The sequence below is a fragment of the Desulfocastanea catecholica genome (genome assembly GCF_054657295.1).
Genome location: NZ_BAAHYZ010000178.1, coordinates 1 through 272, shown reverse-complemented (window position 1 = coordinate 272; position 272 = coordinate 1). Strand labels below are relative to the sequence as shown.

General features: G+C 55.1%; 1 protein-coding gene. It reads right to left on the bottom strand.

The features are described from left to right. Positions 1-272, bottom strand: a 272-nt coding sequence (locus ACYQ8U_RS23420; protein WP_459947955.1) for a helix-turn-helix domain-containing protein, incomplete at its 5' end; no start/stop codon positions are given.

The following is a 272-nucleotide window of genomic DNA, read 5'->3' as shown; positions in this document are numbered from 1 at the left end:
TCATACCTCATCCTCCTCGTCAAGCTGCCAGCGCCGCTCATGCCCTTTTTCCCCCTGCAGCAGTGCCCTGACCTGTGACAACAGTTGTCTGGGGACAAGAACCAGCTCCTGATCCAACACCCTGGCCATATCAGACACCGTGGAAAGCCGAGGATCCGTCCCCCCTTGTTCGATCTTCGAAACATGGCTTTGCGGCAGACCGAGTTTTTTCCCCACCTCTGATTGCGTCAGGTCCATCGCTTGCCGCGCTGCTTTTAATTGCTCAATAATGA